This is a genomic window from Streptomyces purpurascens (assembly GCF_045040895.1).
Lineage (GTDB): Bacteria > Actinomycetota > Actinomycetes > Streptomycetales > Streptomycetaceae > Streptomyces > Streptomyces purpurascens.
The window spans coordinates 5,266,247-5,292,292 of sequence record NZ_CP108341.1; the positions used below are offsets into that span (position 1 = coordinate 5,266,247).

General features: G+C 70.6%; 24 protein-coding genes. 13 read left to right on the forward strand and 11 right to left on the reverse strand.

Annotated features, from left to right (window positions below; genetic code table 11):
- Positions 1-157 precede the first annotated feature (157 nt).
- From OHU35_RS24020 to OHU35_RS24035, 4 genes are all read left to right on the forward strand, one after another.
- The gene (locus OHU35_RS24020) at positions 158-646 is read left to right on the forward strand and encodes a glutathione peroxidase (protein ID WP_184594731.1); all 489 of its coding nucleotides are present in this window, start codon (positions 158-160) and stop codon (positions 644-646) included.
- Positions 647-698: 52 nt separating this feature from the next.
- The gene (locus OHU35_RS24025; protein ID WP_189725843.1) at positions 699-2,984 is read left to right on the forward strand and encodes an excinuclease ABC subunit UvrA; all 2,286 of its coding nucleotides are present in this window, start codon (positions 699-701) and stop codon (positions 2,982-2,984) included.
- A gap of 97 nt (positions 2,985-3,081) precedes the next feature.
- Complete coding sequence (locus OHU35_RS24030; RefSeq protein ID WP_405506801.1) at positions 3,082-3,633, forward strand: DinB family protein; 552 nt, start codon at positions 3,082-3,084, stop codon at positions 3,631-3,633.
- 10 nt (positions 3,634-3,643) lie between these two features.
- Positions 3,644-4,243 (forward strand): PadR family transcriptional regulator, encoded by a 600-nt coding sequence (locus OHU35_RS24035; protein ID WP_405506803.1) that lies wholly within the window; start codon positions 3,644-3,646, stop codon positions 4,241-4,243.
- Here OHU35_RS24035 and OHU35_RS24040 read toward each other — a convergent pair.
- Positions 4,240-5,646, reverse strand: a complete 1,407-nt coding sequence (locus OHU35_RS24040) for a glutamate decarboxylase (protein WP_405506804.1) — start codon at positions 5,644-5,646, stop codon at positions 4,240-4,242. The two genes, OHU35_RS24035 and OHU35_RS24040, sit on opposite strands and share 4 nt — an antisense overlap.
- A gap of 25 nt (positions 5,647-5,671) precedes the next feature.
- Positions 5,672-6,958 (reverse strand): ion channel protein, encoded by a 1,287-nt coding sequence (locus OHU35_RS24045; protein ID WP_405506806.1) that lies wholly within the window; start codon positions 6,956-6,958, stop codon positions 5,672-5,674.
- A 125-nt stretch (positions 6,959-7,083) separates the two neighbouring features.
- On the opposite strand from OHU35_RS24045, the gene OHU35_RS24050 reads away from it, so the two are divergent.
- Positions 7,084-7,845, forward strand: coding sequence for a MerR family transcriptional regulator (locus OHU35_RS24050; RefSeq protein WP_405506808.1), 762 nt, complete (start codon positions 7,084-7,086; stop codon positions 7,843-7,845).
- Between the two features lie 25 nt (positions 7,846-7,870).
- On the opposite strand, the gene OHU35_RS24055 is transcribed toward OHU35_RS24050, so the two are convergent.
- On the reverse strand, positions 7,871-8,236 hold the full coding sequence (locus OHU35_RS24055; protein ID WP_189725849.1) for a YbjQ family protein: 366 nt from the start codon (positions 8,234-8,236) through the stop codon (positions 7,871-7,873).
- A gap of 136 nt (positions 8,237-8,372) precedes the next feature.
- On the opposite strand from OHU35_RS24055, the gene OHU35_RS24060 reads away from it, so the two are divergent.
- Entirely contained in the window at positions 8,373-9,230 is an 858-nt protein-coding gene (locus tag OHU35_RS24060) for a DedA family protein (protein WP_405506810.1), read from the forward strand.
- A 103-nt stretch (positions 9,231-9,333) separates the two neighbouring features.
- On the opposite strand, the gene OHU35_RS24065 is transcribed toward OHU35_RS24060, so the two are convergent.
- Positions 9,334-11,031, reverse strand: coding sequence for a threonine/serine exporter ThrE family protein (locus tag OHU35_RS24065; RefSeq protein WP_189725851.1), 1,698 nt, complete (start codon positions 11,029-11,031; stop codon positions 9,334-9,336).
- A gap of 116 nt (positions 11,032-11,147) precedes the next feature.
- Positions 11,148-11,639 (reverse strand): inorganic diphosphatase, encoded by a 492-nt coding sequence (locus tag OHU35_RS24070; protein ID WP_184594751.1) that lies wholly within the window; start codon positions 11,637-11,639, stop codon positions 11,148-11,150.
- 79 nt (positions 11,640-11,718) lie between these two features.
- Between OHU35_RS24070 and dacB the strand changes: the two genes are divergently transcribed.
- The 6 genes from dacB (at position 11,719) to folE (ending at position 19,490) form a co-directional block, all read left to right on the forward strand.
- Complete coding sequence (dacB, locus tag OHU35_RS24075) at positions 11,719-13,299, forward strand: D-alanyl-D-alanine carboxypeptidase/D-alanyl-D-alanine-endopeptidase (protein WP_189725852.1); 1,581 nt, start codon at positions 11,719-11,721, stop codon at positions 13,297-13,299.
- A gap of 248 nt (positions 13,300-13,547) precedes the next feature.
- Positions 13,548-14,675 (forward strand): zinc-dependent metalloprotease, encoded by a 1,128-nt coding sequence (locus OHU35_RS24080; protein WP_189725853.1) that lies wholly within the window; start codon positions 13,548-13,550, stop codon positions 14,673-14,675.
- Positions 14,676-14,871: 196 nt separating this feature from the next.
- Complete coding sequence (tilS, locus tag OHU35_RS24085) at positions 14,872-15,909, forward strand: tRNA lysidine(34) synthetase TilS (protein WP_189725854.1); 1,038 nt, start codon at positions 14,872-14,874, stop codon at positions 15,907-15,909.
- Positions 15,910-15,970: 61 nt separating this feature from the next.
- Positions 15,971-16,531, forward strand: coding sequence for a hypoxanthine phosphoribosyltransferase (gene hpt, locus OHU35_RS24090; RefSeq protein ID WP_184594965.1), 561 nt, complete (start codon positions 15,971-15,973; stop codon positions 16,529-16,531).
- A 185-nt stretch (positions 16,532-16,716) separates the two neighbouring features.
- On the forward strand, positions 16,717-18,756 hold the full coding sequence (gene ftsH / locus OHU35_RS24095) for an ATP-dependent zinc metalloprotease FtsH (RefSeq protein ID WP_189725855.1): 2,040 nt from the start codon (positions 16,717-16,719) through the stop codon (positions 18,754-18,756).
- Between the two features lie 128 nt (positions 18,757-18,884).
- A complete protein-coding gene (gene folE, locus OHU35_RS24100) occupies positions 18,885-19,490 on the forward strand; it encodes a GTP cyclohydrolase I FolE (RefSeq protein ID WP_189725856.1) in 606 nt (201 codons plus the stop codon).
- Between the two features lie 9 nt (positions 19,491-19,499).
- Here the strand turns inward: folE and OHU35_RS24105 are convergent, their stop codons facing one another.
- The 6 genes from OHU35_RS24105 to OHU35_RS24130 form a co-directional block, all read right to left on the reverse strand.
- Positions 19,500-19,988 carry a DUF3180 domain-containing protein gene (locus OHU35_RS24105; RefSeq protein ID WP_189725857.1) on the reverse strand — a complete coding sequence of 163 codons (489 nt, stop codon included), beginning with the start codon at positions 19,986-19,988 and terminating at the stop codon, positions 19,500-19,502.
- Positions 19,989-20,047: 59 nt separating this feature from the next.
- A complete protein-coding gene (gene folK, locus OHU35_RS24110) occupies positions 20,048-20,659 on the reverse strand; it encodes a 2-amino-4-hydroxy-6-hydroxymethyldihydropteridine diphosphokinase (protein ID WP_189725858.1) in 612 nt (203 codons plus the stop codon).
- On the reverse strand, positions 20,656-21,015 hold the full coding sequence (folB, locus tag OHU35_RS24115) for a dihydroneopterin aldolase (RefSeq protein WP_184594766.1): 360 nt from the start codon (positions 21,013-21,015) through the stop codon (positions 20,656-20,658). Before folB ends, folK begins: the two co-directional genes overlap by 4 nt.
- 259 nt (positions 21,016-21,274) lie before the next feature.
- Positions 21,275-21,778, reverse strand: a complete 504-nt coding sequence (locus OHU35_RS24120) for a nuclear transport factor 2 family protein (RefSeq protein WP_189725859.1) — start codon at positions 21,776-21,778, stop codon at positions 21,275-21,277.
- Positions 21,775-22,665, reverse strand: coding sequence for a dihydropteroate synthase (folP, locus tag OHU35_RS24125; RefSeq protein ID WP_189725860.1), 891 nt, complete (start codon positions 22,663-22,665; stop codon positions 21,775-21,777). The genes OHU35_RS24120 and folP overlap by 4 nt, the downstream gene beginning before the upstream one ends.
- Before the next feature lie 73 nt (positions 22,666-22,738).
- Positions 22,739-24,583: a phosphatidylglycerol lysyltransferase domain-containing protein gene (locus OHU35_RS24130; protein ID WP_405506814.1), complete on the reverse strand. Its 1,845-nt coding sequence runs from the start codon at positions 24,581-24,583 to the stop codon at positions 22,739-22,741.
- A 232-nt stretch (positions 24,584-24,815) separates the two neighbouring features.
- On the opposite strand from OHU35_RS24130, the gene OHU35_RS24135 reads away from it, so the two are divergent.
- Complete coding sequence (locus tag OHU35_RS24135) at positions 24,816-25,964, forward strand: alpha/beta hydrolase-fold protein (RefSeq protein ID WP_359890453.1); 1,149 nt, start codon at positions 24,816-24,818, stop codon at positions 25,962-25,964.
- The last annotated feature ends 82 nt before the right edge of the window (positions 25,965-26,046 follow it).

Here is a 26,046-nt window from a genome sequence, read left to right on the forward strand (position 1 = left end):
CACCTGAGCCGGGGATGTGAGCCGGCCAATCCCCCGGGCCGGCTCACATCCCCTCGGCTTTCCCGCCAGCCCCTCGACTCGTACGCCGTCGGGGGGCGGGCCGCCCCCCGACGGGACGTCGACCACGACTGGAGCCGGTGAACCTAGCGTGCACGGCATGACCGTTTTCGACATCGCCATCGCGGAACTCAACGGCAAGCCCGACCTGCTGGCCCGGCACCGCGGCCGGACCCTGCTCATCGTCAACGTGGCGTCCCAGTGCGCCCTGGCCGGCCAGTACGCCGGACTCGACACGCTCGCGCGCCGTCACCACGAGGACGGGCTCAGCGTCATCGGAGTGCCCTGCAACCAGTTCGGCGAGCAGGAGCCGGGCACCCCCGAGGAGATCGCCGGCTTCTGCTCCCTGCGGCAGATCTCGTTCCCGCTCACCGAGAAGACCGCCGTCAACGGCGCGGACCGCCACCCCCTCTACGCCGCCCTGACCCCCTGCGCCGACGCGGAGGGCCACACCGGCGACGTGCGCTGGAACTTCGAGAAGTTCCTCGTCTCGCCCACCGGCGAACCCGTGGGCCGGTTCGGCCCCACGGTCGACCCGCAGGACCCCGAACTCCTGCGCGCCGTCCGCGCGCAGACGCAGATGCAGTGAGCTCGACGGGCACACCGGCCCGGCGAGCCACACGATGCGGAAAGGATGATTTGTGAACCAGACGCCGGTTACCGCAACCGACGAGGGCATCCAGGTCGTAGGTGCCCGAGAGAACAACCTGAAGGACGTCTCCCTCGTCATCCCCAAGAACCGGATCTCGGTCTTCGTCGGCGTCTCCGGCTCCGGAAAGTCCTCCCTGGTCTTCGACACCGTCGCCGTGGAGGCCCAGCGGCAGCTCAACGCCACCTTCCCCTGGAACATCCGGCACGACCTGCCCAAGTTCGAACGGCCGCACGTCGACGCGGTCACCCGGCTGACCACCCCGGTCGTGGTCGACCAGCGCCCCCTCGGCGGCAACGCCCGCTCCACCGTCGGCACCGTCACCGACGTCTACACCGTGATGCGCGTGCTCTTCGCCAACCACGGCAACGACGGACTCGGCCAGACCTGGCTCTACTCCTTCAACGACCCCAAGGGCATGTGCCCCGAGTGCGAGGGCCTCGGCCGCGCCCGGCGCCCCAGCCCCGAGCTGATGACCGACCCCGGCAAGTCCATCGCCGAGGGCGCCATCCTCCTGCCCGGCTACACCGTGGGCAGCGCCAACTGGCAGTTCTACGCCAAGTACGAGCACCTGGACGCCGAGAAGAAGCTCGCGGACTACACCGACGAGGAGATGCACACCCTGCTGCACGGCAGCAGCGGCACGGTCGAGGTGACCTACCCCAACGGCAACGTGCTGGCGCTGCGCTACGAGGGCCTGGTGGACAGCTTCGTCCGCCGCCACCTCAAGCGGGACACCGGCGGTATGAGCAAGGCGGCCCGCGACAAGGCGGCCGAGTTCTTCACCGACGGCGTCTGCCCCACCTGCGAGGGCGCCCGGCTCAACCAGAAGGCGCTCGCCACCCGCATCGACGGCCACAACATCTCCGACTGGTCCCGGATGCAGGTCAGCGACCTCATCGGCGTCGTCGCCACGCTCCGGGAGCGGCTCGACACCCCGCTCGTCACCACCATCATCGAGACGCTGGAGCAGATCCAGGCCATCGGCCTCGGCTACCTCACCCTCGACCGGTCCACCACCTCGCTCTCCGGGGGCGAGGGCCAGCGGCTCAAGCTCGTCAACCACCTCGGCAGCGAACTGACCGGCCTGACCTACATCTTCGACGAGCCCAGCGTCGGCCTGCACCCGCGCGACGTCAGCCGGCTCAACGACCTGCTGCGCGCGCTGCGCGACAAGGGCAACACGGTCCTCGTCGTGGAGCACGACCCCGACGTCATGGCGGTCGCCGACCACGTCGTCGAGATCGGCCCGCGGGCCGGCGTGCACGGCGGCACGATCGTCTTCGAAGGCGCCTACGGCGAACTCCGCACCAGCGACACGCTGACCGGGCAGGGACTGCGGCGCACCGGCGGGATCAAGGAGAACCCCCGCCCCTGGGGCCGGACCCTGCCGATCCGCAACGCCACGGCCAACAACCTGAAGAACGTCTCGACGGAGATCCCGTGCGGTGTCCTCACCGCCGTCACCGGAGTCGCCGGCGCCGGCAAGAGCTCCCTGATCGCCCACGCCTTCCGCGACCAGTACCCGGGGTCCGTCTTCGTCGACCAGTCGCCCATCCCGCGCTCCTCGCGGTCCACCCCGGCGAGCTACCTCAAGCTGATGGACCCGATCCGCAAGCTCTTCGCCAAGGCCAGCGGCGAGGACGCCTCCCTCTTCAGCTTCAACTCCAAGGGCGCGTGCGAGGAGTGCGAGGGCCGCGGCCTGCTCATCACCGAGGTCGCCTACATGGACCCGGTCACCACGCACTGCGAGGTCTGCGAGGGCCGCCGCTTCAAGGAGTCGGTGCTCCAGCACCGGGTGCGCGGCAAGAACATCGCGGACGTCCTGGCGATGTCCGCCGAGGAGGCGGGGGAGTTCTTCCTCTCGGGCCCGCTGCGCGCCAAGGCCAACGCCCTGATCGAGACCGGCATCGGCTACCTCGGTCTCGGCCAGTCGCTGGCCACGCTGTCCGGCGGTGAACGCCAGCGGCTCAAGCTCGCCGACCGGCTCTCCGGCTCGGGCACGGTCTACATCCTCGACGAGCCGACCACCGGCCTGCACCTGTCCGACATCGACAACCTGGTCGGACTGCTGAACCGGATCGTCGACCGGGGCAACACCGTCATCGTCATCGAGCACGACCTGGCCGTGATCTCCCAGGCCGACTGGGTCATCGACCTCGGGCCCGAGGGCGGCAACACCGGCGGCGAGATCGTCTTCACGGGCACGCCCGCCGAACTGGCGAAGGCGGCGCACTCGCACACCGGACAGCACCTGAGCCTGTACCTGGAGCAGTAGGCAGTCGCCGCGGACCCTTGCGGACAGAACTTGACCGCAAGGGTCCGTAGTTTCGTCCTTGTCAGGCAGCAGGCCAACCGACGAGAGGCGGCCGTCCATGGTGAAGCACGTGGGACCCGAGGCACCCGGCGACGAGCGCGGAGCGCTCCTGTCCTTCATCGCCGAGCAGCGCGGCGGCATCCGGCGGGCCCTGCTCGGCCTGACGGCGGAGCAGGCATCGTCCCGCCCCAGCGCCAGCGAGCTGTCCCTGGCCGGCCTGCTCAAGCATGTCGCCGAGGTCGAGCAGGGCTGGATCGCCCGGGCCAAGGGCGAGCCGCCGGCGGTGCACCGCGACGAGTCGAACTGGCACGAGTGCTTCGTGCTGGTCGGCGACGAGGACGTGACGTCGCAGCTCGCGTACTACGAGAAGGTGGCGGCCGAGACGGAGGCGTTCATCCGTGCGGTGCCCAGCCTCGACGACACCTTCGAACTGCCGAGGACGTCCTGGAACCCGAAGGACGAGTGGCTCTCGATGCGCTGGCTGTGCCTCCACCTGATCCGCGAGACGGCCCGGCACGCCGGCCACGCCGACATCGTCCGCGAGTCACTGGACGGCGCGACCGCCTTCGCGCTGGTGGCCGCGGAACAGCAGGCGGAGGCCGGGTCCTAACCTGGTTGGCATGTCAGCGATCCGCCTGCTCGTGCTCGGCGCGGTCCGCCAGCACGGGCGGGCCCACGGCTACCAGGTCCGGGGCGACCTGGAGTACTGGGGCGCCCACGAGTGGTCCAACGCCAAGCCCGGCTCGATCTACCACGCCCTGAAGCAGATGGCGAAGCAAGGGCTGCTGCGGGCGCACGAGATCGCCCCGTCCACGGCCGGGGGCCCGCCGCGCACGGAGTACGAGATCACCGAGCAGGGCACCGAGGAGTACTTCAAGCTGCTCCGGCAGTCGCTCACCGCCTACGACCAGAAGCCGGACGTGCTCACCACCGGGCTCGGCTTCATGGTGGACCTCGGCCGCGAGGAGGCCCTGGGCCTCCTCGAACAGCGAGTGCGGTCCATCGAGGAGTGGCGCGCGACCGTCGTCGAGGACTACCTGCCCGAGGACGGCCCGCAGCAGCTCGGCCACATCGGCGAGATCATGAACTTCTGGGTCCACTCGGCCGACACGGGCGCGCAGTGGACCCGCGACCTCATCGAACGCATCCGCGGCGGCGCCTACACCTTCGCGGGTGAGGGCGCCCCGTTCGTCGGGGTGCTGCCGGACGACACCCGCTAGTGGTGGAACCCGGTGGCCGCCGTCTTGTCCCGGATCAGGGGGCGCGGCTGCCGGCGCAGCTCCGGGAGCAGCCGTTCCAGGTCCTGGGTGAGCAGCTCGGCGAGGTCCGCGGAGAAGCCGTTGCGGCACACCACCCGCAGCACGGACAGGTCCTCCCGGTGCGGCGGGAAGGTGTACGCGGGCACCAGCCAGCCGCTCTCGCGCAGCCGCCGGGAGACGTCGAAGACGTCGTACGCCGTCACGTCCGGCGCGGTCGTGAAGGCGAACACCGGCAGCTCGTCGCCCCGGGTCAGCAGCCGGAAGTCGCCGAGCGCCTCGATCCGCCCGGCCATGCCCGTGGCCACGTCCCGCGCGGCCTGCTGCACGGCCCGGAAGCCGTCCCGGCCCAGCCGCAGGAACGTGTAGTACTGCGCCACGACCTGCGCGCCGGGCCGGGAGAAGTTGAGCGCGAAGGTCGGCATGTCGCCGCCCAGGTAGTTCACCCGGAACACCAGCTCCTCCGGCAGCGCCTCCGCGTCCCGCCACAGCGCCCAGCCGACACCCGGGTAGACCAGCCCGTACTTGTGCCCCGAGGTGTTGATCGACGCCACCCTCGGCAGCCGGAAGTCCCACACCAGGTCCTCGTCGAGGAACGGCGCGACCATGGCACCGGACGCCCCGTCGACGTGCACGGGGATGTCGAGCCCGGTCCGCTCCTGCACCGCGTCCAGCGCCGCGCACAGCTCGGCGACCGGCTCGTAGGACCCGTCGAAGGTGGAGCCCAGGATCCCCACGACCCCGATGGTGTTCTCGTCGCACATCTCGGCGGCGGCCTGCGGATCCAGATGGAACCGCTCGCCCTCCATGGGCACAAGCCGGGCCTCCACCTCCCAGAAGTTGCAGAACTTCTCCCAGCAGACCTGCACGTTCACGCCCATCACCAGGTTCGGCCGGGCCGCCGGGTACCGGTCGGCGTTGCGCCGCGTCCAGCGCCGCTTCAGCGCCATCCCGGCGAGCATGCACGCCTCGCTCGACCCGGTCGTCGAACACCCCACGGCCGTCTCCGGGTCGGGCGCGTGCCACAGGTCGGCGAGCATCGCCACGCACCGCCGCTCCAGCTCGGCCGTGCGCGGGTACTCGTCCTTGTCGATCATGTTCTTGTCCCGGCACTCCGCCATCAGCAGCCCGGCCTCCGGCTCCATCCAGGTGGTGACGAAGGTGGCGAGGTTCAGCCGCGCGTTGCCGTCGAGCATCAGCTCGTCGCGCACCAGTTGATGGGCGGTCCCCGGTGCGATGGGCTGGTCCGGGAGCCGGTGCGTGGGCGGGGCCTCGGCCATGTCGCCGAGCGGGTTGGCGGGGCCGTAGAAGGGGTTGACGGACAGCCGGCGCTCGCCGGGCCGGCGGATGCCTTCGTTGAGCGGCAAGGGAGTCTCCAAAGGGATCGTTGGGTTATCGGACCGGCGTCCCGTCCGTCCGCAGTTGCATCTGCGGACGGCCCGTGACCAGCAGCCAGGCGGGCAGTGAGGCGATGCAGAGCAGGACGAGGATCCCCGGCGACATGACCAGCACCGCGGCGACGAAGAGGCTGATCCAGCCCTGCCGGGTGATGGCCAGCAGCACCCCGAGCACACCGGCGGACACCCCCACCGACGGTTGCACGCCGGACACCAGGGCATGCGCGCACAGACCGAGCGCGGTGCCCACGAACACGGCCGGGAAGATCCGCCCGCCGCGGAACCCGCAGGACGCGGCGACGACCAGCGCGGCCAGCTTCACCACCGTCATGACGGCGAACTCCCCGGCCGACCAGCCGTCCGGGTCGTGCGCCAGCTCGGCGATCTCGTCGAGCCCCTTGAACAGCGTCAGATGGCCGCCCAGGGCGGCGAGACCGCCCAGCACGATCCCGCCCGCCGGGAGCATCAGCATCGGGTGCCGCAGCCGCCAAAAGGCCCCGTGGACATAGGGGAGCGCGCGCACGGCGCACATGCCGAGCAGCGCGCCGACGCAGGCCACCACGACCGCCGCCAGCAGGTCCGACCAGCCCGGCCGGCCCAAGGAGGGCAGGCCCAGGTCGAAGTTCGGGCGGTCGATGAGGCTCGCTGTCAGGGCTCCGGCCGCGGCGGAGATCAGCGGCGCGAAGAGGTTGTCCCACAGCAGACCGCGCGTCTCTTCCCGGGCCAGCACCTCGGAGATGACGAGGGCCGCCGCCACGGGCGTGCCGAACAGCGCGCCGAGCGTCGCCGCCTCCGCCAGCGCCGGCCACATCCGGCCCGGCGCCCGTGGAACGGCCTTGCCGCCCAGCCAGACCGCCAGGCCGACGTTCGCGGCGATGATCGGGTTCTCCGGGCCGAGGCTCGGCCCGCCGGCCAGCATCAGCGCGGTCGCCAGCAGCAGCCCCGGCAGCACGAGGGGAGGCAGGACCGGGGCGTCCAGTCCGAGGGTGGCCGGATCGGGGCCCGCGTGACCCGGCACCTTCCACACCACAAGACCGACCGCGATGCCGGTCGCGACGAGGACCACGAACATCCACGCCACGGAGTACCGGCCGATCCCGAGCGCGTCCGGCACGGTCTGCCACAGCACGTCCTCGAGGTGCTCGGCGGCGATCTCCACCCCCACCAGGAGCAGGCTGGAGATCACGCCCACGGCCAGGGCGGGCAGGATCGACGGCAGCAGGGCACGGGCGGGAGTCGCGGGGGTGACGGAAGGCGCCTGCCGCGCGGAGTCCTGGACCACGGGCACACGATAAACGGATCAACAGGGATAAATCGGAAACACGCTTGCACCTCACGTGGCGTGAGGCCCGACCGTGAAGCACGAAAGGAAGCACGAGAACGGCACGGAGGAAGAAGGGAGCGGAAGTGAGCTACTCCGTGGGACAGGTCGCGGGCTTCGCCGGTGTCACCGTGCGCACGCTGCATCACTACGACGACATCGGCCTGCTCGTCCCGAGCGAACGCAGCCACGCGGGCCACCGGCGTTACGGCGACGCCGACCTCGACCGGCTGCAGCAGATCCTGTTCTACCGCGAGCTCGGCTTCCCCCTCGACGAGGTCGCCGCCCTGCTCGACGACCCGGAAGCGGACCCGCGCGCACACCTGCGCCGGCAGCACGAACTGCTGACCGCCCGGATCGAGAAGCTGAGCAAGATGGCGGCGGCCGTGGAGCACGCCATGGAGGCACGCAGAATGGGCATCGATCTCACCCCCGGGGAGAAGTTCGAGGTCTTCGGGGACTTCGACCCGGAGCAGTACGAGGACGAGGTGCGGGAGCGCTGGGGCGACACCGACGCCTATCGGCAGTCACAGCGGCGCACGGCCTCGTACACCAAGGAGGACTGGAAGCGCGTCACCGAGCGGTTCGACGCGATCCACCGGCGCATGGCCGACCTGATGGCCGACGGCACGCCGGCCGACTCCGGGGCGGCCATGGACACGGCGGAGGAGCACCGCCGCTTCATCGGCGGGACGTACTACGACTGCTCGCACGAGATGCACACCTGCCTGGGCGAGATGTACGTCGCCGACCCGCGGTTCACCGCGACGTACGACGCCATCCGCCCGGGCCTCGCGGTGTACCTGCGCGACGCGATCCTGGCGAACGCCGCCCGGCACACCTCGTGACCCCTGGCCCGGGACCCCGTACGGGTCACTCCCGGGCCAGGACCACCGCGGTCCCGTAGGCGCACACCTCGGTGCCCACGTCGGCCGCCTCCGTGACGTCGAACCGGAACGCGAGCACGCCGTTGGCGCCACGCGCGCGTGCCTGCTCGATGAGACGCGCCATGGCCTGGTTGCGGGTCTGCACGAGTGTCTTGGTCAGCCCGCGCAGCTCACCGCCGACCATCGACTTCAGCCCGGCGCCGATCTGGCTCCCCAGGTGCCGGGAGCGCACGGTCAGGCCGAAGACCTCGCCGAGCACCTCCTGCACGCGGTAGCCGGGTAGGTCGTTCGTGGTGACGACGAGGATGTCGGGCTGAGGGCCCTGTCCGCCGCCGTATTCGTCGATGCCCATGGTTCACAGCTTTGACCGGGACCGCCCACAGTGCATCCTGAGTACGCCCATGGAACCTGGGCCATGACGGCCGCGTTGATACTTTGAGGCAGTCAGCCCCAGCCCGTATCCCCCCAGCAGCAGGAGCCACATCCCCGTGACCACGCTTGCGCTCGGCCCCGAGTGGCTCAGCCCGGACTACCTGATCTCCACGTTCAGCCTGCCCGGCATCCTGCTCATCGTCTTCGCGGAGTCCGGGCTCTTCGCGTTCCTGCCCGGCGACTCCCTGCTGTTCACGGCCGGCCTCTTCGTGGCCGAGGGCACCTACATCACCCAGCCGCTGTGGCTGGTCTGCACGCTGATCGTGATCGCCGCCGTCGTCGGTGACCAAGTGGGCTACATGATCGGCAAGTTCCTGGGCCCGAAGCTCTTCAACCGGCCCAACTCCAAGCTCTTCAAGCAGGAGAACCTGGACAAGGCCCACGAGTTCATGGAGAAGTTCGGCCCCAAGGCGATCGTCCTGGCCCGCTTCGTCCCGATCGTGCGCACCTTCGCCCCCATCGTGGCCGGCGCCGGCCGCATGAAGTACCGCACGTTCCTCACGTACAACGTGATCGGCGGCATCGCCTGGGGCACCGGCGTCACCCTCGCGGGCTACTGGCTCGGCCAGATCGGCTTCATCAAGAAGAACGTCGAGTCGATCCTCATCCTGATCGTCCTGCTCTCCGTCGTCCCGATCATCATCGAGTACCTGCGCGAGCGCTCGAAGAAGAAGCGCGCGGCGGCCACGGCCCCGGCCCCCCAGTCCCAGCTGCCCGCCATGGACGACGCCACGACCCAGCTCCGCCGCATCACCCCGGACGACCAGCCCCCGCACCAGCAGCCCCACGGCGACCAGAACGGCTACAACGACCAGCAGTACTACAACCAGTACCCCCAGGCCCCGGGCTACGGCCAGCAGCAGCAGTACGGCAGCCAGCAGGGGAACCAGCAGCCCTACAACGGGGGCTACTGAACCGGGGCTGCTCTTCTTGGGGGCGCGGGGAACTGCGCGAACAACCCCCACCGGCCCGCGGCCGCCAGCGGACAGGAAGCCCCGACCCTCTAGGCAAAGGGCACTAAAAGCCCCTGGTCCGCTTGGCGGCCCGCCGCTTCTCCGCAGACCCGATCCGCAGGAACATCCGCGAGATCTCGGACCCCAGATTCACCCCGATGGCGATGGCCATGGCCAGCGCCACCGCCTTGGACAGCGACACCAGCCCCTCGTCGATCTCGTTCTGCGCGATCGCCAGCAGTCCGAAGTACGTCGCGGAACCCGGCAGCAACGGCCCGATCGCCGCGGTCGTGTACGGCAGAGCCGAAGCGAACTGATACCGCGACAGCAACTGCCCGAACAACCCCACCAGCCCCGCGGCCGCGGCCGTCGAGGCCACCGGCGAGATCTCCCCGGCATAGTGCATCGCGCCGTACACGATCCACGCGACACCGCCGTTCAGCGTCACCCACACCACGGTGGATCGTTCCTGCTGAAGCAGCACGGCGAACGCCAGCGACAGCAGCATCGACGCCCCGATCAGCAGCACCGGCTCGTCGGAGACCCCGAGCGCCGCGTCGGGGTTCAGCCGCGCTCCCAGCTGCACACCGAAGTACAGCACCAGCAGCACACCCGCGACGATGCCCACGAAGAAGTACAGAACCTCCAGCAGACGCGCCGACGCGGTGATGTAGAAGCCGGTCAGCCCGTCCTGCACCCCCGCCACCAGCGCCCGCCCGGGCAGCAGCGCGAACAGCCCACCGGTGATGACCGCTGAGGCGTTCACATCCACGTGGACGAGCGTCAGCGTGACCCCGATCGCGGCCGGCGGCATCGCGGCCACCGTGAACTGGTAGAACTCCGGCAGCCCACGCCCCGCGCACAGCCACGCCAGCCGGTCACCGAGCATCGCGCCGAGCGCGGCCGCGACGAACACGAGCAGATCACCGCCGACGAGCACGGAGGCCGCACCGGCCAGCAGCCCGCTCGCGCCGGTCAGCGCCCAGCCGGGGTAGGGGTGCCGGTTACGCCGGATCTCCGCCAGCCGCCGGTAGGCCTCCTCCAGGGAGACCGCCGTCTCGTCGTCACTGAGGTCGTCCACCAGCTGGTACACGGCCGCCAGCCGTGTGTAGTCGGTGCCTCTGCGGCGCACGGTCCGCGACGCCGTGACCGGGTCGTCGACGAGCGACGGCTGGTAGGAGATCGCCAGCAGCGTGAAGGTGACGTTCGGCTCGCAGCGGTCGAGTCCGTACGACCGGCAGACGGCGAACATGGCCGCCTCCACGTCCTCGGCGCCCTCACCGCCCGCCAGCAGCAACTCGCCGATACGCAGCGTCAGGTCGAGCACGCGCGGCACGGCGGGCCCCGCCTCGTCGCTGCCGCGCTGGCTCGGTTCCGGCGCCGGCCGCTCCGCCACCGGCATGCGCAGCATGGTGCGCATCCGGTCCTGCCAGGGCACGTCCTTGGTCAGACTGACCACGGGGATCCCGCTCGGCGGGGTGAACGCGGACAGAGCGTGCTTCGCGCTGTACGTGCTGGGCGGCGTGAACGCCGACCCCTCCTCGTCCACCGAGGGAGCCTGCGCGACGTCCAGCCCGTCCGGCACGGTGAACTCGGAGGTCGTCTCGGGCTCCGCACCGGTCGTCCGGTGGAGAGCGAGCCCGTCCGGGATCGCGAACTCCGACGTCGTCGACATGTCCCCGTCGACGACGGGCCCGGAGGGAGGCCGGAACACACTCCTCGCCTCGTCCGACTTCGGCTTGCGGTCCTCCGCGTCCGTCACTGCCTGGCGCTCCCTGTACGACACGTCAGCCTCGTACCCCCCACAGCTTCAGTATGCGCACAAACGGACGAACGGGCCGCACGCGCAGGCGTGCGGCCCAAGAGCATCAGGAAGGGTCAGTGCCCGCCCTGCTCCTTGAAACGCTTGTAGGACCGCTCGATCTCGACCTCGGCGTCCGTACGGCCCACCCAGTCGGCGCCCTCGACCGACTTGCCGGGCTCCAGGTCCTTGTAGACCTCGAAGAAGTGCTGGATCTCCAGGCGGTCGAACTCCGACACGTGGTGGATGTCCCGCAGGTGCTCCACACGCGGGTCCGTCGCCGGCACGCACAGCAGCTTGTCGTCGCCACCGGCCTCGTCCGTCATGCGGAACATACCGATCGCGCGGCACTTGATGAGACAGCCCGGGAAGGTCGGCTCGTCCAGGATGACCAGCGCGTCCAGCGGGTCGCCGTCCTCGCCGAGGGTGTTCTCGACGAAGCCGTAGTCGGTCGGGTAGGCGGTCGAGGTGAAGAGTCGCCGGTCCAGGCGGATACGACCGGTCTCGTGGTCCACCTCGTACTTGTTGCGCGAACCCTTCGGAATCTCGATCGTGACGTCGAACTCCACCGGTGGCTCCTCCATGATCAACACATAGTTCTGGTGGTTAAGTGTCCCTCACGCAGGTGTGTGATCGCGAAAGGGGCTGGTGTTCGTGCCAGAGCTGAGGCCTTGGCGGTCCGCGAGACCGCACGTGGTGCGGATCGCGGGTGCCGTACGACCGCGCCTGGCCCGGGCCGCCGCGGCCGCGAAACCGCGGGTCGCGCGGCTTGCACGGGCCGGGAAACCGCAGGTCGCGCGGCTCACGCGGCCGAAGACCTGGCAGTACACCGCGGGTGCCGCCACCGCCGGTCTCGCACTGGCCGCCGGTGTGGTGACCGCCGCCGGTCCCTGGGACTCCTCGGGTCAGCGTACGGCCGAGCGGGACCGGGCCGCCGCCCTGAACCGCCCGGGTGGCACAGATCACGGCGGCACCTCCGGCGCCCCCGGCCGGCCCCGGCCCGCTCCCAGCGCCGCCCCGGTGCTGACCGGCCTCGGCGGCATCAGCAAGGTGAGGTCCGCCCCTGACGGCAAGGCCCTCGCCAACGCCCTCACGCCCCTGCTGGAGGACCCGGCGCTCGGACCCCGGCCCGCCGCGGCGGTCGTGGACGTCACGAGCGGCAGGCGCCTGTACGGCACGGGCTCGGACGCCGCGCTCACCCCGGCCTCGACGACGAAGATCGCCACGGCCGTCGCCGCGCTGTCCGCCCTGGGCGCCGACCACCGCATCACCACCCGCGCCGCGCTGGAACCCGACACGAAGGAAGTCGTCCTGGTCGGCGGCGGCGACCCCACGCTCACGGCCCACGAGGACGACGGGGGCTGGGCGAGCCTGCGCACCCTGGCCGCCGAGACGGCCGGCGCACTCGCCGAACGGGGCGTCCGCGAGGTGACGCTCTCCTACGACACGACCCTCTACGCGGGCGACGAAAAGCACCCGATCGGGGTCAACCCCAACCTCGCCCCCGTCAGCCCCCTGATGGCCGACGAGGGCCGCACCGACGACTCGACGAGCGGCCCGGTCACCCGTGTCCCCGACCCCGCGGCCGACGCGGCCCGCCGGTTCGGGGACCTCCTGAAGTCCCACGGCATCGAGACCACGGCCCCCGGCCCGTCCAAGGCCACCACCCGGGCCAAGACCCTCGCCACGGTCTCCTCGCCCCCGCTGTCGGCCCTCGTCGAACGCATGCTGACCAACAGCGACAACGACATCGCCGAGGCCCTCGCCCGCCAGACGGCCCTCGCGACCGGCGACCGCGCCGACTTCGCCGGCGCCGACCGGGCGGTCAGCGCGCAACTGCGCGAGCTCGGCCTCCCCCTGAAGGGCGCCGCCTTCAAGGACGGCAGCGGCCTGGACCGCGCCGACCGGCTGACGGCGGACCTCCTCACCGCCCTCCTGGCCGAGGCGGCCGACCCCGACCGCCCCGAACTCCGCCCCGCTCTCACCGGCCTCCCCATCGCCGGCTTCACCGGCACCCTGACCAGCCGTTACACGGACGGAGCAGCCGGCGTCGTACGCGCCAAGACCGGCACCCTGACCGGCGTCAACACCCTCGCCGGCACCCTGGTCGACCAGGACGGCCGCCTCCTGGCCTTCGCGTTCATGGCCAACGACACGACCAACCCGGAGGCAGCCCAGAAGGCCCTGGACAGAGCGGCGACGACCCTGGCGGAATGCGGCTGCCGCTAACCACCCCCGCCCGCCTGTGCCCACCCGTTCCGCCCCGCTGTGGGCAGTCGTTCCTCCCCCAGTGCCTCAAGGGCCTGGGAGGTACCCCCATGGGCGGAACGGGTGGGCACAGCCGACAACGCCCAGCACCGGCCGAGCAACCCCGGCGTCAGCCGACCCCGCAAACGCCGAGTACCTGAAAACGGACCCCGGCGTCACCCACCCTCGCCGCCCTGCCCCAGCGGCCAGCGCTCACGTACGGTTGACGCATGACGAGCATCGGTGGTGCTTCAACCGGCATGGTCGACTGGAATCTCGCGGTCGCGACCGCGACCCGGCTCGTACGGCCGGGCCCCGACGTCAGCCGGGACGAGGCCCGCGCCGTCGTCGCGGAACTGCGCCGGCACGCCAAGGCCTCGGAGGAACACGTCCGCGGCTTCACCCGCCTGGGCACCGAGGAGGGCCACGACACCCCCGTCCTCGTCGTCGACCGCCCCGGCTGGATCCGCGCGAACGTCGCCGGCTTCCGGGAACTCCTCAAGCCCCTGCTCGACAAGATGCAGGACCGGCGCGGCAACACCCCCGGCGGCGCGGTGATGAGCGCGGTCGGCGGCAAGGTCACCGGCGTGGAACTCGGCATGCTGCTGTCCTTCCTGGCCTCCCGCGTCCTCGGCCAGTACGAGACCTTCGCCCCCGCCACCAGCCGGCTCCCGGCCGCGCAGAACGGCGGCGGCCGACTCCTGCTCGTCGCCCCGAACATCGTGCACGTGGAGCGCGAACTCGACGTCGACCCCCACGACTTCCGCCTCTGGGTGTGCCTCCACGAGGAGACCCACCGCACCCAGTTCACCGCCGTGCCCTGGCTCCGGGACCACCTCGAGGGTGAGATCCAGTCCTTCCTGGGCGAGACCGACGTCGACCCCATGACCGTCCTGGAACGCGTACGCGAAGCCGCCCAGACCCTCGCCGGGGGCCGCCCCGAGGCCGAGGAGGACGACGGCGGCCGCTCCCTCGTCGAGATCGTGCAGACCCCCGCCCAGCGGGAGATCCTCGGCCGCCTCACCGCGGTGATGTCCCTGCTGGAGGGCCACGCCGACTTCGTGATGGACGGCGTCGGCCCGGACGTCGTACCGACCGTCGGAGAGATCCGCGAGAAGTTCCAGCAGCGCCGCGCCAAGGGCGCCTCCCGCCTGGACATGGCCCTGCGCAAGCTCCTCGGCCTGGACGCCAAGCTCCGCCAGTACCGCGACGGCGAACGCTTCGTGCGGGCCGTCGTCGACGAGGTCGGCATGGACGGCTTCAACCGTGTGTGGACCTCGCCCAACACCCTCCCCACCAAGACGGAGATCGCCAAACCGGCGGACTGGATCGCGCGGGTGCATCGCAGGACCGAGTAGTGAACAACGCGGGAAGGTCGTGAAAGGAATCCGGTCGACGACAGGCGAACGCCCCTCCAATCACCCGTCCGAGGGACCGTGAGGCAGGGGTAGGCGTGCAATGCTCGGGGAACGGCCCGGTTCTGTCACCATCTACACACTCTGCGTGACCGAACCTCGGGCTCACCCCCCGACAACTTCATGAAGGGAACCGGACATGGGTCCCCATCCTGCGGTCGCGGCGATACGCCTGGCGGTCCGCCGCGTCCTCCACGACCTCCTCACCGAACACCACAGCACCACCGCCGCACTCCGGCACGCCCCCTCGCACGAGCCGCCGCCCCCGCCGCTCGTGCTCGTGGCATGCTCCGGCGGCGCCGACTCCATGGCCCTCGCCTCAGCCCTCGCCTTCGAGTCCCCCAAACTCGGCATCAGAGCCGGCGGGGTGACCGTCGACCACGGCCTCCAGCCCGGCTCCGACGCCCGCGCCGCGGAAGTCGTCCAGCGCCTGCGCGAACTCGGCCTCGACCCCGTCGACTCCGTCGCCGTGACCGTCGGCCGCACCGGTGGGCCCGAAGCCGCCGCCCGCGACGCCCGCTACGCCGCACTCGACACCGCGGCCGAACGCCACGGCGCCACCGCGGTCCTGCTCGGCCACACCCGCGACGACCAGGCCGAAACCGTCCTCCTGGGCCTCGCCCGGGGCTCCGGCATCCGCTCCCTGTCCGGCATGGCCGCGGTCTCGGGGGCCGGCGGCCGTTACCGGCGCCCCTTCCTGGAACTCGACCGGCAGACCGCCCGCAAGGCCTGCATGGTCCAGTCCCTGCCCGTCTGGGACGACCCTCACAACGCCGACCCGGCCTACACCCGCTCCCGGCTGCGCCACGAAGGCCTGCCCGCCCTGGAGAAGGCCCTCGGCAAGGGCGTCGTCGAGGCCCTCGCCCGTACGGCACAGCTCTCCCGCGACGACGCCGACGCCCTCGACGGCTGGGCCAGTCGGGCCGAGTCCACCGTCCGCGACGCCACCGGGGTGCTGGAGTGCGCGAAGCTCTACGCCCTGCCCCCCGCCGTACGCCGCCGCATCCTGCGCCGGGCCGCCATCGCGGCCGGTGCGCCGGCCGGCTCGCTGTTCGCCCGCCACATCGAAGAAGTCGACCGGCTCATCACCGGCTGGCGCGGTCAGGGAGCCATCAACCTCCCCGGCAAGGTCGTGGCCCAGCGGCAGGGTGGCAGACTGGTGATTCGGCAAGGCTGAACCACGACCCCTCCGGGCAGTCGATGGAGGGGCCGCTCAGCCGGTGGGACGACCGAAAGTGATGCGGGTGGACGCGAAAGACATGGGTGCCGACCTTCAACAGGTACTCATCACCAAGGAAGAGATCGACGCCAAGCTCGCAGAGCTGGCCGCGAAGATCGACGCGGAGTACGCGGGCAAGGACCTGCTGATCGTCGGAGTCCTCAAGGGCGCGGTGATGGTCATGGCCGATCTCGCCCGGGCGCTGTCCACCCCCCTCACCATGGACTGGATGGCCGTATCCTCGTACGGGGCGGGCACCCAGTCCTCCGGTGTGGTGCGGATCCTCAAGGACCTCGACACCGACATCAAGGGCAAGCACGTCCTCATCGTCGAAGACATCATCGACTCCGGCCTGACCCTGTCCTGGCTGCTCTCCAACCTCGGCTCGCGCGAGCCCGCCTCCCTCAAGGTGTGCACCCTGCTGCGCAAGCCCGAGGCCGCGAAGGTCGCCATCGACGTGGAATGGGTCGGATTCGACATCCCCAACGAATTCGTCGTCGGCTACGGCCTGGACTACGCCGAGAAGTACCGCAACCTCCCGTTCGTCGGTACGCTCGCGCCCCACGTGTACGGCGGCTGAATCCCGGCCGGGGTGCCGTGACGGTGATCGGGAACCCCAGCGGACTTCCCGCCGTTGGAGCATGCGTAGACGGATCGCCAGTCGTCCCGCGCAGCTTCAGGTGACAATGCTGGGGTACCGTCCGAAGAACAGTCTTTATCAAACTCACTATGGCAGGAGGGACGGGGCGGCACCGCTCCGTATGGATGGACGTGAAGCGATACTTCCGTGGGCCGGTCATGTGGATCGTGCTGGCCGTCCTTGCCGTGGTCGTGTTGATGCAGGTCGTCGGCTCGTCCGGCGGCTACAAGACGGTGGACACCGGCCAGGTCGTCCAGGCGATCAATGACAACAAGGTCGATTCGGCCAAGCTGACCACCGGCGACGAGCAGACCATCAAGGCCGAGCTCAAGAACGGCGTAAAGATCGAGGGCAGCTCGAAGATCCAGGCGAGCTACATCGGTGACCAGGGCGTGACGATTGCCAACACGCTCCAGGCCAAGTTCCAGGACAAGCAGATCCCGGACGGCTACACGGTCTCTCCCTCCAAGCAGAACCCGTTCGTCGGGATCCTGCTCTCGCTGCTCCCCTTCGTCCTCATCGTCGTCGTCTTCCTGTTCCTGATGAATCAGATGCAGGGCGGCGGCTCCCGGGTCATGAACTTCGGGAAGTCCAAGGCCAAGCTCATCACCAAGGACACCCCGAAGACGACGTTCTCGGACGTCGCCGGCTCGGACGAGGCCGTCGAGGAACTCCACGAGATCAAGGAATTCCTCCAGGAGCCGGCCAAGTTCCAGGCCGTCGGCGCCAAGATTCCCAAGGGCGTGCTGCTGTACGGCCCGCCCGGTACCGGCAAGACCCTGCTCGCGCGTGCCGTCGCGGGCGAGGCGGGCGTGCCGTTCTACTCGATCTCCGGATCCGACTTCGTCGAGATGTTCGTCGGTGTCGGTGCCTCCCGAGTCCGTGACCTGTTCGAGCAGGCCAAGGCGAACGCCCCCGCGATCGTCTTCGTCGACGAGATCGACGCGGTCGGCCGCCACCGCGGCGCCGGCCTCGGCGGTGGCCACGACGAGCGCGAGCAGACCCTGAACCAGCTGCTCGTCGAGATGGACGGCTTCGACGTCAAGGGCGGCGTCATCCTGATCGCCGCCACGAACCGCCCGGACATCCTCGACCCGGCCCTCCTGCGCCCCGGCCGCTTCGACCGCCAGATCGCGGTCGACCGCCCGGACATGCAGGGCCGTCTGGAGATCCTCAAGGTCCACCAGAAGGGCAAGCCGGTCGCGCCCGACGTCGACCTGTCGGCGGTCTCCCGCCGTACGCCCGGCATGACGGGTGCCGATCTCGCCAACGTGCTGAACGAGGCCGCCCTGCTGACGGCCCGCAGCGACCAGAAGCTGATCGACAACCACATGCTGGACGAGGCGATCGACCGTGTGGTCGCGGGCCCGCAGAAGCGGACCCGGATCATGTCGGACAAGGAGAAGAAGATCACCGCGTACCACGAGGGCGGTCACGCCCTGGTCGCGGCGGCCTCACCCAACTCCGATCCCGTCCACAAGATCACGATCCTGTCGAGAGGCCGGGCCCTCGGCTACACGATGGTGCTGCCGGACGAGGACAAGTACTCGACCACGCGCAACGAGATGCTCGACCAGCTGGCCTACATGCTGGGCGGCCGCGCGGCCGAGGAGCTCGTCTTCCACGACCCGACGACGGGTGCCGCCAACGACATCGAGAAGGCCACCGGTCTGGCCCGCGCGATGGTCACGCAGTACGGCATGACCGAGCGTCTCGGCGCGATCAAGTTCGGTGGCGACAACACCGAGCCGTTCCTCGGGCGTGAGATGTCTCACCAGCGCGACTACTCGGAAGAGGTCGCCGCGCTGGTCGACGAAGAGGTCAAGAAGCTCATCGAGACCGCGCACAACGAGGCGTGGGAGATCCTGGTCGAGAACCGCGACGTGCTCGACAACCTGGTCCTGGCCCTCCTCGAGAAGGAGACGCTGGGCAAGGAGGAGATCGCTGAGATCTTCGCACCGATCGTCAAGCGCCCGCCGCGGCCCGCCTGGACGGGTTCCTCCCGTCGTACGCCGTCCACCCGCCCGCCGGTCCTCTCCCCCAAGGAGCTGGCCCTGACGAACGGGACGAACGGCGCGACGCCGGCGATCACCACCGCGAAGAGCACCGCGGCGGAGCCCGCCCCGGCGCCCGAGCGCACCCCGGAGGACCGCCCCGAGAGCTGATCACCGCTCTCCCGGCGGCCCCCGGGCCCGGAATGGATGCCGCGCCCCCCAGGTTTTAGCCTGGGGGGCGCGGCTTTTCGCCATTTCCGCAGGCCGCCCCCTGAAGAACACAGGAACGAGGCACCCAGATGACCGACCCCGTGACGCTGGCCGGCGAGGGCCAGCTCGGCGAATTCGACGAGAAGAGAGCCGAGAACGCCGTTCGGGAACTGCTGATCGCGGTCGGCGAGGACCCCGACCGCGAGGGCCTTCGGGAGACCCCGGCGCGGGTCGCGCGGGCGTACAAGGAGATATTCGGCGGGCTGTGGCAGAAGCCGGAGGACGTGCTGACGACGACGTTCGACATCGGGCACGACGAGCTGGTGCTCGTGAAGGACATCGAGGTGTACAGCACCTGTGAACACCATCTCGTACCGTTCCGGGGCGTCGCCCATGTCGGGTACATCCCGGCCACCAGCGGCAAGATCACCGGGCTGTCCAAGCTGGCCCGGCTCGTGGACGTCTACGCCCGGCGCCCGCAGGTGCAGGAACGACTCACCACTCAGATCGCGGACTCGCTGATGGAGATTCTGGAGCCGCGCGGGGTCATCGTGGTCGTGGAGTGCGAGCACATGTGCATGTCGATGCGCGGGATCCGCAAGCCCGGCGCGAAGACGCTGACGTCGGCCGTGCGGGGGCAGCTGCGGGACGCGGCGACGCGGAACGAGGCGATGAGCCTCATCATGGCGCGCTGACGCCGGGCGTCAGGTCGTCGGGGCCGCGCCCGTGCCGTCGTGTTCGTCGTCCTCCGGGAGTTTGCAGACGCGCTCCAGGAAGATGGCGGCCGCTATGACGGCGATGCCCGCGACGACGGAGAAGCCGGCGTAGATGGCCTGGTCGCGGCGGGCGGGGATGTCGAGGGACTCCAGCAGGAAGACGCCGGTGCCGCCGTACATGCCGGAGACGAGGGCGGCGACCAGGGCGCTGGCATGGCCGAAAACGACCGCGCGGGCCGCCATCATGGGGTCGACGCCCTTGGCGTCGGGCTGCCGCTCGCGCTGGGCCTTCAGCCGGGCGCGGAGCGAGAGCGCCGTGGCCAGCAGGACCACGGCGATCACGGCGAGGACGATGGGGGCGGCCAGGGGGACGCTGGGGAGGGTGCCGACCGAGTTCCACAGGCGGGCCCCGGCCCAGGACAGCACCCCGGCCACGACGAAAACGCCGACCAGCACCCTGATGCGCAGCTCTCTCACGGTGTCCCTTCAGTTCCCCCGGCGGTGGCCCCGTTCCGCGGCCGTCTTGACCTTAACGGCTACTCGGGCAGCCGGAGTTCCAGGTCCTTGCGGGGCGCCACGCCGTCCCGGGTGACGGCGTCCAGCAGACCGGCGACCGGGCCGCGTCCCGGCAGCTGCGCCTCCGGGTCGAGGTCGTGCCAGGGAGCCAGGACGAAGGCGCGCTCGTGGGCGCGGGGGTGGGGGAGGGTGAGCTGCGGGTCGTCGGAGACGACATCGGCGTAGGACACGATGTCGACGTCCAGGGTGCGGGGGCCCCAGTGCTCGTCCCGGACGCGGTGGAAGGCCTCCTCGACCGCGTGCGCGCGCTCCAGGAGCGAGGACGGCGGCAGGGTGGTCTTCAGGACGACGACCGCGTTGAAGTAGGCGGGCTGGCTGCCGGGGTCCACGCCCCAGGGCTCGGTCTCGTAGACCGGGGAGACGCCCTTGATGCGCAGGCCGGGCGTGTCCTCGAGGGCGTCGACGGCTCCCTGGAGGGTCTCCAGGCGGTTGCCGAGGTTGGAGCCGAGGGCGACCACGGCCCATTTCGGATTGCTGAGCGTGGTGTCGGCGGCGTCGACCTTGTCGACGACGGAGGCGGGTACCGGCTGTACGGTCGGGTCGCTGGGACCCTTGAGGAAGGGTGCAGTCATACTCGGCTCCGGGTGATGGTGACGGTCACGTCGTCGAAGGGGACCGTGATCGGGGCGTCCGGCTTGTGGACGCGTACCTCGACCTCCTCGACCCCCTCGTGCTTCAGACATACCTGGGCTATGCGCTCGGCGAGCGTCTCGATGAGGTTGACGGGCTCGCCCTCGACGACGGCCACGACCTCCTCGGCCACGATGCCGTAGTGCACGGTCTTCGCCAGGTCGTCGTCGGCCGCGGCCGGTCGGGTGTCCAGGCCGAGGACGAGGTCCACGACGAAGGTCTGGCCCTCCCTGCGTTCCTCGGGGAACACACCGTGGTGCCCACGGGCCTTCAGGCCGCGCAGCGCGACACGATCCACGCGAATCACTCCTGCAATCGTCGGTCACGGCCGGTCCGTGCCGTGTGCGGGCGGCACACCGGCCTCAGTCGAATCTACCTGCGAGCCCGGGCGGGGCCGGGCCACGGGGGTCGGCGCCCGGACCGGGCCGGGCAGGATTCATCCAGCGTTTCCCCTGGCGAACCCGGCGGCTCATGGGTTGGTAGCCGCCCATACCCGGGGGTCCGTGATTCCAACCACGTCGTCGTCCCGGTCCGGCCCTTGTGAGGCGCCTACCCACTCAGGAGGGGGTCTCTTCGCCCTCGTCCTCGTCGGTTTCGGCCAGAACGGGGGAAGCGTGGTGCGACCAGAGTTTCCACCCCTGGGGCGTGCGCCGGAACACGTTGGTGGCGACCACGAGCTGGCCGACGAGCGGGCCGAGCTCCTCGTCGCCCTCGGGGGCGGGGCCGCCGCTGAGGATGTTCTCCGTGCAGTTCACCAGGGCCGTGTCGCCGGTGACCGAGACGTGCACATCGGTCAGGAAGAACTGGATGTAGTCGGTGTTCGCCATGATCAGCGCGTACGACCGGAGGACCTCGCCGCGACCGGTGAGCACGGGCCAGCCGGGGTGCACGCAGGAGACCACGCCGGTGTCGGCCGGGTCGTGGTAGGACTCGTCGACGCCCAGGTCGGAGGGGGTCAGCCAGAGCGACGCCAGTACCTCGAAGTCGCCTCGTTCCAGTGCCTCGTAGAAGGCGGTGTTGGCGGCCTCGACCTGTTCGACGTCGGTGTGCGGGGCGCTCACCGGGCTCCTTCTGCGCCGGTGCCCGAGGTACGCGCCCCTTCGATGGCGTGGGCGACCCGTACCGCGTCGGCCGTGGCGCGTACCTCGTGCACGCGTACGGCCCAGGCGCCGGCGTGCGCCGCGAGCGCGGAGACGGCGGCGGTGGCCGCGTCGCGTTCGCGTGCGGGCGGGGGCGGGCCGTCGGGGCCGGCCAGGACCCGGCCGAGGAAGCGCTTGCGGGAGGCGGCGACGAGCAGCGGGTGGCCGAGGCGGAGGACCCGGTCGAGGCTCGCGAGGAGCGCGAGGTCGTGCTCGGCGTCCTTGGAGAAGCCGAGCCCGGGGTCGACGACGACGCGGTCGGGGGCGATGCCGCCGGCGAGGACGGCCTCCACGCGCGTGTGCAGCTCGTCCACGACCTCGCTGACGACGTCGGCGTACTCGCCCTTGACGTTGCCGCCCTGGAGGAAGCCGCGCCAGTGCATGACGACGAAGGGGGCGCCGGCGTCGGCGACGGCCGGGATCATGCGGGGGTCGGCGAGGCCGCCGCTGACGTCGTTGACGAGGGCGGCGCCCGCCGCGAGGGCCCGTTCGGCCACGGAGGCGCGCATGGTGTCGACGGAGACGGTGACGCCCTCGGAGGCCAGGCCGCGGACGACGGGGATGACGCGGCGCAGTTCCTCGGCCTCGTCCACCCGGGCGGCGCCGGGGCGGGTCGACTCGCCGCCGACGTCGACCAGGTCCGCGCCCTCGGTGACCAGGTCGAGGCCGTGTTTGACGGCGGCCGTGGTGTCGAAGAAGCGGCCGCCGTCGGAGAAGGAGTCGGGGGTGACGTTCACGACTCCCATGACCGCGCAGCGGTCCCATTCCGGTAGGCCCGCCACGCGCCCGCGTCCGCTCTGGTTGCTCATATGTTCAGCGTAGGCCCAGGCGGGGGCCGTCAGGCGCTGCGGCCCAAGTGACGGCCCCGTGTGGGGGGCTCGGTCATGCCGCCCGGACGTTGCGTTCGGTCGTCGTGCCGTGGGGGCAGGGCCGGCGGCCCGCCGGGCCGCGGCGGCGCAGGAAGCGCGGCAGGGGGAGGGCGAGGTCGACGAAGCCCTCGGCCTGCATGGCGGCGAATCCGATGCGAGGCAGGTCGGCGGAGGCGCGGTAGACGACGAAGCGGGGCTCCCAGCGTGGCCGGAACTTGGCGTTGAACTTGTACAGGGACTCGATCTGGAACCAGCGGGAGAGGAAGACCAGCAGTCCGCGCCAGGCGCGCAGTACCGGGCCGGCGCCGATCTTCTCGCCGCGTGCCAGTGCCGCGCGGAACATGGCGAAGTTGAGGGAGACGCGGTCGATGCCGAACTTGGGGGCGGCCTGGAGGGCGGCCACGATGAGCAGTTCGTTCATGCCGGGGTCGGCGGAGCGGTCGCGGCGCATGAGGTCCAGGGAGGCGCCGTCGGTGCCCCAGGGCACGAAGTGCAGGATCGCCTTGAGGTCGCCGTAGGGGCCGGGGTGGTCGTCCTGTTTGTGGGCGGTGGCGATGAGGCAGTCGCCGTCGGCGGGGTCGCCGATGCGGCCCAGGGCCATGGAGAAGCCGCGTTCGGTGTCGGTGCCGCGCCAGTCGTCGGCGGCGCGGCGGATGCGCTCCAGCTCGGCCTCGCCGAGGTCACGGACACGTCGTACCCGGGTTTCGTAACCGGCGCGCTCGATGCGCTTGACCATCTGGCGCACGTTGCGCATCGCGCGGCCGGCGAGTGAGAAATCCTTGACGTCCACCACCGCCTCGTCGCCCAGTTCGAGGGCGTCGAGCCCGGTCTCGCGGGTCCACACCTCGCCGCCGGTCTCGGAGCAGCCCATGACGGCGGGGGTCCAGGAGTGGGCCTTGGCCTCGTCCATGAACTGTTCGATGGCGCCGGGCCAGGCCTCGACGTCGCCGATCGGGTCGCCGCTGGCGAGCATCACGCCGGAGACCACGCGGTAGGTCACGGCCGCCTTGCCGCTGGGGGAGAAGACGACGGCCTTGTCGCGGCGGAGCGCGAAGTGGCCGAGGGAGTCGCGGTGGCCGTGCCGCTCCAGCAGGGCGCGCAGCCGGGCCTCGTCCTCCTCGGTGAGCCGGGCGGCCGGGTGTTCGGGGCGGAAGGCCAGGTAGATGGTGGTGACGGCGGTGAGCAGGCCCAGGGCGCCGAGCGAGAAGGCCACCGTCCAGGAGGTGTTGCCCTGGTAGTCGACGGGACCTTCGAAGCCGAACAGGCCGTAGATGACGTGGGTGATGCGGTCGGCCAGGCTCGGGTCGCCGATGATGCGCTCGGAGTGGACGCTGACGATGAGCAGGCCGAGCGTCAGCGAACCGGCGCTCATGAGCACGAAGTTGGCGAGCGCCCGCCAGCGGCTGCGCGGGTCGGGCAGGGCGTCGAACTGGTCGCGGTGACGCAGCAGCGGCGCCAGCAGTGCCAGGGAGATGAGTACGCCCACGAGCGAGTGCCGGTACGTGAACTGCGCGACGGCACCGGCGGGCAGCAGGGCGACGGCCGCGCGCCAGGCCCGGCGCTTGCCGCGCTTGAGGCCGTGGGCGAGCAGCAGCAACAGCACGCCGGTGCTGAGCGACAGGGCCGCCGCGAAGGGGCCGAGCGCGCCGGGCAGTACCTCGGCGATGGCGTGCATGCGGCTGTGGCGGAAGCGCGGGAACACGCCCGCGGCGATGTCCAGGACACCCACGAGGGCGCACGCTCTGCCGACCAGGACGGGGACGGCCTCGGGGCGCGGTCCGCGCAGCTGCCGGCGCAGCCGGTTCACCCGGCCCGGGGAAGCCGCGTCGCTTCTGCGACTCGGAACCTCGACCGACATTTCCTCATCTGTCCTGACAGACATCGCATCCCATAGTTCTGCGAGAGACCTTGGATCCGGTACCGATTCGGGCATCCGGCGACATTGCGCCCTCTAGGACGGTGTCTCGGGGGGAGAGGTTCACTCCCCACGTCAAAGCCGTTTCAAAGGCCAAGGAAAGTCCGGGACAAGCCCTCGCGAAGGTGTGGCCGAGGGGGCGGCCGGACGGAGAGCGCGGACAGGTAACCAACCCATGGGTCTCACGAGCAACAACGTGCTGCTGCTGGCGGTGCTGTCGGCCGTGCTGCTGTTCGCCGGCACGGTCTGGCTGTGGCCACGGCTGGCCCGGCGCGGCTGGCGGGCGGTGGGCGGGCGCGTCGGCCTGCTGCTGGCCACGCAGTTGGCGCTGTTCGCGGCGGTGGGTCTCGCCGCCAACCAGGCCTTCGGGTTCTACGCGAGCTGGGCGGACCTGTTCGGGCAGGAGAAGGACCAGGGTGTGGTCGTCGACCACGCGCGGGGCGACGGCCCGCTGGAGGTGGTCGCCTCGCGGCGGGTGCCGGGGGCGGGCGGCGCGCAGCCCCGGGCCGGCGGCCGGATCCAGGAGGTCGGCATCGTGGGCCGGACGACCCGTATCGCCACCCCCGCGTACGTCTATCTGCCGCCGGAGTACTTCCAGCCGCGGTACCGCACCCGTTCGTTCCCCGCGGCCGTGGTGCTGACCGGCTACCCGGGCACGGCGTCGGCGCTGGTGGAGAAGCTCCACTACCCGCGTACGGCCCTGGAACTGGCCAGGGCCGGCCGGATGCGGCCGACGATCCTCGTGATGCTGCGGCCGACGGTGGCGCCGCCACGGGACACGGAGTGCGTGGACATCCCGGGCGGGCCGCAGACCGAGTCGTTCTTCGCCAGGGATCTGCCCGACGCGTTGCGTTCGCACTTCAGGGTGGCCGAAAAGCCGGGCCGGCTGGGCATCATCGGCAACTCCACGGGCGGCTACTGCGCGTTGAAGATCGCCATGCACCATCCCGATGTGTACGCCGCGGGGGCCGGTCTCTCCGCGTACTACAAGGCGCCGATCGACGCCACGACAGGTGATCTCTTCCAGGGCGACAAGGGGCTGCGGAATCGCGCCGACCTGTGGTGGTACCTGAAGCACAGGCCCGCTCCCGATACGTCTCTGCTGGTCACCAGCAGCAAGGCGGGCGAGTCCAACTACAAGGACACGCTGCGGTTCATCGAGCGGGTGAAGAACACCGGGCGGACGCGTATCTCGTCGATCGTCCTGGAAAGCGGCGGGCACAACTTCAACACCTGGCGGCGCGAGATTCCGGCCACGCTGGAGTGGATCAGCGGGCGGCTGGACGGCCGTTCGCGGATCGCTGGGAATGATCTTGAGAATTGATTGAAGGGCAGATTCCGCTCCGTGCCGAGTTCTGATGCGGTGTGAACACTTCGGTATGGCTTTGTTTTGCGGGGTGGCTCAC